The sequence below is a fragment of the Deltaproteobacteria bacterium CG11_big_fil_rev_8_21_14_0_20_49_13 genome, assembly GCA_002796305.1.
Lineage (GTDB): Bacteria > UBA10199 > UBA10199.
In genome coordinates this window covers 1-8838 of record PCWZ01000084.1, presented here as the reverse complement: position 1 = coordinate 8838, position 8838 = coordinate 1, and the positions used below count along the sequence as shown (strand labels likewise).

Below are 8838 nucleotides of genomic sequence, written 5' to 3'. Positions count from 1 at the left end.
CCGAGGCCCCGAATGGGGTCTTGGCCTTCTTTGTTAGTGGGGTTGATGAATGAACCAACCGGTTCATTACGCAGAGATCATCCTTGTTTTTTGGGGAGAATGAATGTGAACTTAGAACCCTTGCCTGGCGTGCTTTCGGCATATATCACACCGCTGTGAGCATCTATTATACTCTTGCATATGTAGAGTCCCAAGCCGATCCCCTTGACGCGAGATTTGGCGAATGCGAATGACTGCTGGTATTTTGCGAAGACCTGCTGCGTTTCGGAAGGTGACATCCCCGTGCCGGTGTCTGCTACGGAGCAGAGGATCTTGTCTTGTAGATCGCTTAAGGCGACCTCTACTTTCCCTTTTTCTGTGAATTTAAGGGCGTTGGCGAGGAGATTGGAAAGCACTCTTCCTATTCTTTTTTTATCGGCGTCAATGAAGAAGTTACCTTCTTGAATATTGAGGCCAAGGGAAAGTTTTTTCTTTTTGAATATCCCCGCCATGGCATCGCACGTCTTTTTGAACTCTTTGCCAAGGTCGAACGATGCAATATCGAGCCGCATTGTGCCTATATTTATCCGCGCCATCTCCAGAAGCTCCGTTATCAGCCCCTCCATCTTCTCGGAGTTCTCAAAGACCATTTTCACGAACTCTTTTTGCTTGTCACTTAGTTGTCCGTGAATGCCTTCTATAAGCTGAAGCGACCCCTCCTTTATAATAGCCATCGGGGTCCTTAGTTCGTGAACGATGATATTCAGAAGATCTTCGGCGGCCAGCCTTAACCTGTTCCTTTCGATAGAAAATCTTATCGTTCTTTCCAGATATGCAGGGGAGAGGTCCTGTTTTAAAATATAGCTCTGGGCGCCGGTCCTGATAGCTTCGATGCCTATATCCTCGTCCGATATCCCGGTAAAAAGTATTACGGGAACGGCAGGAAACTTGGCGTGGAACCTTTGAAAGGTCTCCATTCCCTTACTGTCGGGAAGGTTAAGGTCTAGGAGCACAAGGTCAAAGTTGCGCTTTAACATCTCTTCGGTGCCATCGTTAAAATTTTCAACTGTGTCTATATCAAAATCTACGTGCCCCGATTTTAAAAGAAGCTCTTCGACCAGCCTTGCATCCCCCTGATTGTCTTCGATCACGAGAAGATTTATCTTGTTCTTGGGAAGTCTCGCGAGATTCAACCAGAACGTCTCGATCTTTTTCATCACATCCTGATATTCCGCTATTTCAAGCGGCTTTGTGATGTAGCAATTGGCATACATGTTGTAGCAGTTCACGATATCCTCTTCGGCGGAGGAGGATGAAAGGACTATAACAGGAATGTGTTTCAGGTTGTTATCGGTCTTTATATCTTTGAGAACGTCACGGCCGTTTTTGCCCGGGAGGTTCAGGTCTAATATGACAAGGTCAATGTTCTTTGAATTCCTAAGGATGTTCATCGCCTCTGAACCGTCCTTTGCGACCGTTGTGATATTCTTGAACCCGGCCTCTTTCATTGCCTCCTGAATGAGCCTTATGTCGCCTTCATTGTCTTCGACCAGCAGTATGCTTATCGGCCGTTTGATCTTCTTGGTGGTATTCATGGATTTACCTCGTCAGGTCTTTTAGGTATCGTAAAATAAAAGGAAGCGCCTTTTTCGGTTTCAGATTCGGCCCATATGCGTCCGCCGCGCCGCTCGACGAGCTTCTTGCAGATGGCAAGACCTATCCCTGTCCCCTCATATTCATTCTTGCCGTGTAGCTTAACGAACAGTCCGAATATCTTGTCGGCAAAATGACCATCAAATCCTATGCCGTTATCTTTTATCGCAAAGGTCCAGAAATTATCGTCCTCTTTACATTCTACGCATATTTTTGGAACTTCATCTGACCTAAATTTGATGGCGTTGGCTATCAGGTTCTGAAATACTTGGGTCATTTGTATGGCGTCTGCCTTGATACTAGGAAGTTTGTTCCATATTATCTGGGCACCGGTGTTATTTATGGTCACTTTGAGAATTTCGGTCACTTTCCCCAATATTCCCTCAGTGTCGATTTCGGTGAACGGTTCTCCCTTTCTCCCAACGCGAGAATATTCAAGAAGGTCCTTGATGAGCGTCTGCATCCTTCTTGCACCATCCACCGCGAATTCGATATATTCTTTGGCCTCACCGTTAAGCTCTTTGCTGTATTTCTTTTCAAGGAGTCCAACGTAACTGGCAACCATTCGCAGTGGCTCCTGCAGGTCGTGGGACGCCACATAGGCGAACTCTTCCAGTTCCTTGTTCGACCTTGCAAGCTCTTCCTTTTCTTTTTGTATCAGCTCTTTGGAGATGTTCAGGTCCTCCATAAGACTTTGCATGACCTTTTCGCGTCTTGCAATATCTGCGGTCTTTTGGTCGACCAAAATTTCAAGACCTTTTTGGTATTGTCTCAGCTCGGTGATATCCTCAAAACATTCGATGCCACCGACGAGTTGGCCCGAGTCGTCTTTTATTTCATCCAGATTCTTGGATATGATCTTTGTTTTGCCATCCTTCGTTCCAACGGTGCATTCTTTGCCGAATACAGGTTTGATTACGTCTTTACTTAATAACCCGCATTTTTCGTCACAATGCGATCTGGAAAAGAGGGTGCAACATCTGCCCAAAACCTCTTGGGCGGCGTATCCGGTTATCTGCTCGGCCCTGTTGTTCCAGCTTGTTACCATTCTATTACGGTCCACGCTGAAGACCGCGCTTGGCGTTGTTCTTAATATCTTTTCGATACGTTCACTTTCGGTCTTTAACGATGCCGCTGAACGTTTTCTTTCTGTTATATCCCTTACTATGCCCAGTCCGCACCATTTGCCTGCCAAATTTACCGATGTAAGCGAGATTTCGATGGGAAACTCCTCTCCGCTCTTATGAAGGGCAAAAAACTCCAGCGTTCTGCCTACCATATCTCCCTTGCCGGTATCCTTGAATAAAGTGAACCCTTTTTTGTGATTATCATGATATCTTTTGGGCGCGAGGATCATATGAAGGTCTTTGCCCTTGATCTCATTCTCCGAATAGCCAAAGATCCTCTCGGAAGACTTGTTCCACCTAGCCACTTTACCGTTATTATCCATTAATATGATGCTATCCTGGGCGGCGTCGTTCATCTTTTCGAGCATTTCAGAGGTTTCAGTGAGGTCCTTGATATCCCTTCTGATAAAGCAGAAAATTAAAAGAACGCTCACGGCCAACAGAATCAAAATCGATACAATAATTTTGTATTCGCTCGCGGATCCGGCATAAAAGTCTTTTTGATGGTATTCATATGCAGATATCAAAACGATCAGTATTCCAAGAACAACAAAGCCGAAGTTGTATTGTGCGATTTTTTTGATCCTTTTGGGTAACATGTTTTTCATTAGAGTTCTTCCCTACAAAAGTTTCTTGATAGCCTCATGGAGTTTTTCAGGATCGAAAGGTTTTGTTATGTATTCCACCGCCCCGAAGGCCCTGCCCGTTATAACGTCTATCTGTTCGTTCATGCTGGTGAGCATTATAACGGGTATCTTTTTGAGACGTTCGTCGGATTTCATTAGAAGTGAGAACTGATAACCGTCGAGGTTGGGCATTACTATGTCCAAAAGTATCAGGTCAGGGGCCTTTTTTCTGGCAAGCTCAAGCCCCTTGTTCCCGTCGTCGGCTAATATAACGTTATAGCCCCAGCTTTTAAGGCGCGATTCTAAAAGGGTCCTTAGATGTTTGTCATCGTCAACTATGAGTATCTTTTTTGTCATCCGGTCTTCAGATTAACTCCGTTGGCTGACTATTGCAAACTTATTTTTTCCTGTGTGATGGCAATTATGATCTGATCCACTTCATCATGTAAAACTTGCGGCCATCTTTGAGCCACTTTTGGGCGAAGAAGGTGGGAAAGACGCTGGCATTCTCCTCTCTTGAGAATTTAAAACCTTCGATCTTGGAAGATTCCTTGAAGACTGCGTCGGCGTAGTCCTTTGAATCGGTGATGAACGACAGGAATCCGCCCTTTTTTAATATCACCTTGCAATTTCTTGCGAACTCTTTAGACAAGAGCCTGTTTTTCGTGTGCTTTCGTTTGGGCCACGGGTCCGGAAAGTTCACATGTATCTCGTCCAGACTTTCGGGAGCTAAACCGCCTGCAACCGCCTCACGGCCATCTGCCTGGATGACCTTAACGTTTTTTAGACCCCGTTCTATTACCCTGTCTATCAGTTTAAAATAACGCCGTGATTTCAGTTCTATGCCGATTATCTCGTTATTGGGGTTGTTTTCGGCCAAATAGAACAGGAAATCGCCTCTGCCCGATCCTATTTCTAGGATAGTTATCGGTGATAGGTGGTAGGTGATCGGAAGGTAAATGGAGGCAGGATAGCACAAAGGGGTCTTGTGCCACTTGGATCCGGGCTCTGTGCGTGCAATTGCCATTGATGCTTGCCTTTTCCGACAAAATATCATAACCTGTCAACCTTAAACTTTAATAAGCCCGCCTACGCGTGGATCACGCTACGGCGAGGCAAGGAGGCATGAAGAAAATGAAACTAACGATCCTTGCAGTGGTTGTCGGAGTAGTAGCTCTTGTCATTGGCATCACATCGTACAAAAAGGCCGGCCATAAGCAGGACGCCCCGGTTGTTCAACAGATGGCGGCGGCGGAGGCGAGCATCAATGCGCTAAGGTCTTCGGAACGGCATACGGCCCTTTTTAACGAAGCGGCAGGCGCCATGTACGGTTTTCAGTGGATCAAGGACGATGGAAATTACAATAAAGTGGATCCGGAGGCGGGCGAGCTTTATATTCCCCAGGCCCTTCGCGCTCAGTTCGACCTTCCGCCGGATCAGGTCAAGCTAACGCCCAAACTTGCCGAGGCCATCGCTAATGTTGAAAGAGAGATACAGATAAAGCGCCGCGACGGAGTAAAGAAGACACTTGCCGCCCAGAAGGAGACGCATCTCTGGTTCGATCTTGCAACTCTTTCCGAGCCCTATCAAAAGGCGGCAAAACATCTGATCGAGGCCTCTTACTGGACGCACGAACTTTACAAGCTCCAGATGGACAAAAACGCCGAAGAGACGGCTTTGACAATCTATTTCGAAACTGACCCGGACACGATACAGCTCTTCGACAGGAACGCCGCCGCTATATGCGGACGTTACGGAGACAAACTTTGTTCTATATTGCCGGATTTTACGGCGCCTGTGGTCGGGGCAATAATGTGGCCCGATAACATGGACCAGAAGACCTTTGATGACATAAAGGCAGATTCAAAGGACCTGAAGAACGACCCGTTACTCTCTCCGTTTACGGTGGTTAAAAGGGACGACAAGGGTGAGCTTAAAGCCATCCCGTATTCACAGTTCGAACCTTTCAAGAAGATAATGGATAAGGTAGCATCTCTCATGGAACAGGCGTCAGATGTAGAAGGGATAGACAAGAGCTTTGCCGATCAGCTAAAGCTCCAGGCTCAGGCATTCAGGAGCGACGACCCAAAACCATATTTCCAGAGCGACGAGGCATGGGGAAAGGCGGCAGGAGAGCTGGATCTAACCGTAGGCCCTTACGAGACCTATGAGGACCCATACGGCACAAAGTCGATGTTCGAGTTCATGCTGGGAGCCGAAGACAAGGGGACGACCGAAGTTGTGCAGAAGTTCATGCCGGTCCTCCCTCATATCGAGCAGATGTTCTCGCTCACCGTTGGTCCCGATATCTATCAGGCAAGGACGATAAAAAATGTTCCTCCTCTGCGTGTTGTGAACGTGATCGTAGGCACGGGTGAGATGAGGAAAGCGGGTGGCCCGTCCATCGCCTTTTCGCTTCCAAATATCGGACCCATGGCGGAAGAGGGAAGGTCCAAGCGTGTGATATTCTCAAATCATCACGAGGCAAAATATCAGATACTAAGACCCATAGCTGAGATAGCCATCGTGCCCGAGCAGCTTCAATATGTGGACCCGCAGAGCTTTGTCTTTGATTCGACATTCCACGAGATAATGCACGGCATAGGGCCGCAACGCGAGAGCAAGGTCGGTGATTCAACCGTGCAACTGATGATAGGCGAGGATTACGATTCGATAGAAGAGGCCAAGGCGAACGTTGGAGGAGTGTGGGCGGCGGACGTCCTGTTTGACAACAATATTATAACCCAGGAACAGCTCAAGTCCATCCAGACGACATATGTCGCCGGGCTCCTGCGTATCATGCGCTTCGGGGCAGGTGAGGCCCACGCAAGGGGTGCGGCGCTGGAGTTCAGCTATCTCTTCAATCATGGGGCTATTGAGATCAAGGACGGGAGGTTTGCCGTCAATTACGACAAGTTCCAGGATGTGCTAATGGGCCTTGTCGGGGAGATAGGAAGGGCGCTTGCAACGGGTGACAAAACTGCGGTTAAGATGCTCCTTGTCGATTATCCTGCAAAGATGCCGCCGATCATGAACGAAATGGCAAAGAAGTTCGCCGTGGCAGGCATTCCGCGCGATGTCGCGCTTGTCTATCATGTGAAGGGGTTGGCGGCTCAATAAACGGTCTGGATTCCCGAGATAATTTTAGGCCCCGCCTATGGTCATCGAAGGTATCCTTATCGTAGGCATTCCGTGGCTGACGGGGACCCCTTGGCCCTCTTTTCCGCAGGTCCCTATTCCGTAACCGATGTCGCTCCCGACCATATCGATCTCCATCAGCACCTTGGGACCGTTGCCAATGAGCGTTGCACCGCGCACGGGTTCGCCTACCTTGCCGTTTTCGATCAAATAGGCCTCCTGCGCCTCGAATACAAAATCTCCGTTTATGGTATTTACCTGTCCGCCGCCCATCTTTCTGACGAAAAGCCCTTTTGAGACCGAGGCAACCAGCTTTTCAGGATCGTCATTCCCTTTTGTGACTATGGTATTGGCCATTCTTGGAATAGGGCGGTTGCGATAGCTTTCTCGCCTGCCGTTTCCGGTAGGTTTCATACCCATTCTTTTTGCGGTTATATTGCTTTGAAGATACGCCTTAAGTATGCCGTTCTCGATCAGCACCGTTCTTTGGGAGGGATTTCCTTCGTCATCGTACCTGAAGGAACCGCGCATCCCTTCCATGGTCCCATCATCTACAACGGTGACGATCCAGGAGGCGACCTGTTCGCCCATCTTGTCTTTAAATACCGAGAGGCCCTGACCGGCAAGGTCGGCCTCGAGGCCGTGACCGACCGCCTCGTGCATCATGGTGCCACCCGCAGAAGAGGAGATGACGACCGGCATCAGGCCCTTTGGCGCATGTTTTGCGCCAAGCATCAAAAGAGCGCGCCTGCTTGCGGCATCTGCCATTCTTTCAGGGTCAAAGTCGCCGAACGCCGGTTCCATGCCGGTTTGCGTTACTCCGTCTTTGGACGCGATGACGATAACGATCATTATCCGGTCCTTTTTTTCATCTTGCACGCTTAAGCCTTCGGAGTTTGCTATCCATATCTTTCTATTGGTGTCGCGGAAATTCACCTGGACCTGCACTATTTTGGGGTCCTTGCTCCATGCGGCGTTGGCGGCGCGAGCAATGAGTTGGATAGATGATTCGTCATTGCGAGCCACCGAAGGTGGCGTGGCAATCTCGTGCGCACAACTGGATAATAGGGATTGCTTCGGAGTTGTCGCTCCTCGCAATGACACGGCCACGTTCATCAATTCGGCCGCATCGTTGGTATATCCGTACGATGTGTGACCATCCTTTATGACCCGGATCCCGTAACCGGCGTCTATTCCGGAAACGACGCGTTCCACTTTTTTGTCTTCGTGAGATATGGCGGTTGTTGTCGTCCGTTCTGCAAAGATCTCGGCCAGATCGCCGCCGCTTGAAAGCGCGGTCTTTAAGACCTTTTCCACATCGATGTTCTTGAACATTACTTGTTCGTATCAGATTCGGTGGAAGAAATGTAGTTTTTTTTGAGATATTCTTGGCGGGCGTTGGCGCTATCAAGGTCCAATTGTCCGCCGGCGTTCCACGGATTGTGGGAAGGGGAATAATCGCGTCGGGCGTCATTTCCGCGATAATAGTTCTGATTCAGTTCGTTATATGTGTTGCTACCTATCTTGGCAGTGGATGGTGTGCGTCTGTCAAGGTCCAGCGGGCCACCGTTGGTGTAGGGGTCGGGATGGTATTTGCCGGCCGCATTTTTTTCTTTAGGGGCCTCTATGGATGTTTCTTTTGCAGTCTCGCTTTTATCTTTCTTTGTTTCTTCGACAGCGATTTTTTCTTTTACCGCTTCCTCTTCGGCGTCTTCTTTAAATTCCTCTGTAATAGCCTCGGGTTCCTTTGGCTCGGCAGGTTCAACATCGGTCGGCGCAGACACGACCTTTACTTTAGCCACAACGGTCGCGTTCGATGCATGCTTTGAATTTTGGATCGCCCTGTGTGCGGCAAATATTATGGTAAAGACGGCCAAAAGAAGGGCAAGATTTGCAATCGTTGTAAGCCACACACCTCTCTTTTTTTCTTCTTCAGGGATGGAAGGGAGCGATGTGCCCTGAATGGAATAACCTTGTCTTTTTGCCGTTCTTCGTTGACCATGTTTTCTACGAGGCTTTTTTGTATCCTTTGGAAGGGCGCTAATTACTGTGGTGACCGCCTCCGATGGCCCCCGATCTCTGTTGTTTTCTTCTGCCATGGCAATGGTGATTATAGCCCCATAACATTATGCGTCAAGCTAAAAATCAACTGAATATCCAATAAAATTAGGGCGAAAAACTTGACATGAAAATGGCTATCCATTACAGTGCGCCAGCTTTTGAAGGGTGGCGCGGTAGCAAAGTGGGAATGCTCCGGTCTGCAAAACCGGTACGAGTGGGTTCGACTCCCACCCGCGCCTCAATTTAAGATGGGG

The 8838-nt window shown here is 48.5% G+C and carries 7 protein-coding genes and 1 tRNA gene; 2 read left to right on the top strand and 6 right to left on the bottom strand.

Annotation, left to right across the window (positions count from 1 at the left end; all coding sequences use genetic code 11):
• Nucleotides 1–77: 77 nt before the first annotated feature.
• The 4 genes from COV46_08435 to trmB form a co-directional block, all read right to left on the bottom strand.
• Nucleotides 78–1574, bottom strand: coding sequence for a hypothetical protein (locus COV46_08435; GenBank protein ID PIR16424.1), 1497 nt, complete (start codon nt 1572–1574; stop codon nt 78–80).
• Entirely contained in the window at nt 1571–3367 is a 1797-nt protein-coding gene (locus COV46_08430) for a hypothetical protein (GenBank protein PIR16423.1), read from the bottom strand. The genes COV46_08435 and COV46_08430 overlap by 4 nt, the downstream gene beginning before the upstream one ends.
• A 12-nt stretch (nt 3368–3379) precedes the next feature.
• On the bottom strand, nt 3380–3742 hold the full coding sequence (locus COV46_08425; protein ID PIR16422.1) for a hypothetical protein: 363 nt from the start codon (nt 3740–3742) through the stop codon (nt 3380–3382).
• 64 nt (nt 3743–3806) lie between these two features.
• Nucleotides 3807–4442: a tRNA (guanosine(46)-N7)-methyltransferase TrmB gene (gene trmB / locus COV46_08420; GenBank protein ID PIR16421.1), complete on the bottom strand. Its 636-nt coding sequence runs from the start codon at nt 4440–4442 to the stop codon at nt 3807–3809.
• 68 nt (nt 4443–4510) lie between these two features.
• Here trmB and COV46_08415 point away from each other — a divergent pair, with 68 nt between their 5' ends.
• Nucleotides 4511–6505: a hypothetical protein gene (locus COV46_08415; GenBank protein ID PIR16420.1), complete on the top strand. Its 1995-nt coding sequence runs from the start codon at nt 4511–4513 to the stop codon at nt 6503–6505.
• Between the two features lie 24 nt (nt 6506–6529).
• Here the strand turns inward: COV46_08415 and COV46_08410 are convergent, their stop codons facing one another.
• Nucleotides 6530–7858: a peptidase C69 gene (locus COV46_08410; GenBank protein ID PIR16419.1), complete on the bottom strand. Its 1329-nt coding sequence runs from the start codon at nt 7856–7858 to the stop codon at nt 6530–6532.
• On the bottom strand, nt 7858–8622 hold the full coding sequence (locus COV46_08405) for a hypothetical protein (GenBank protein PIR16418.1): 765 nt from the start codon (nt 8620–8622) through the stop codon (nt 7858–7860). Before COV46_08405 ends, COV46_08410 begins: the two co-directional genes overlap by 1 nt.
• Nucleotides 8623–8751: 129 nt before the next feature.
• Here COV46_08405 and COV46_08400 point away from each other — a divergent pair.
• A tRNA-Cys gene (locus COV46_08400) sits at nt 8752–8826 on the top strand.
• Nucleotides 8827–8838 lie beyond the last annotated feature (12 nt).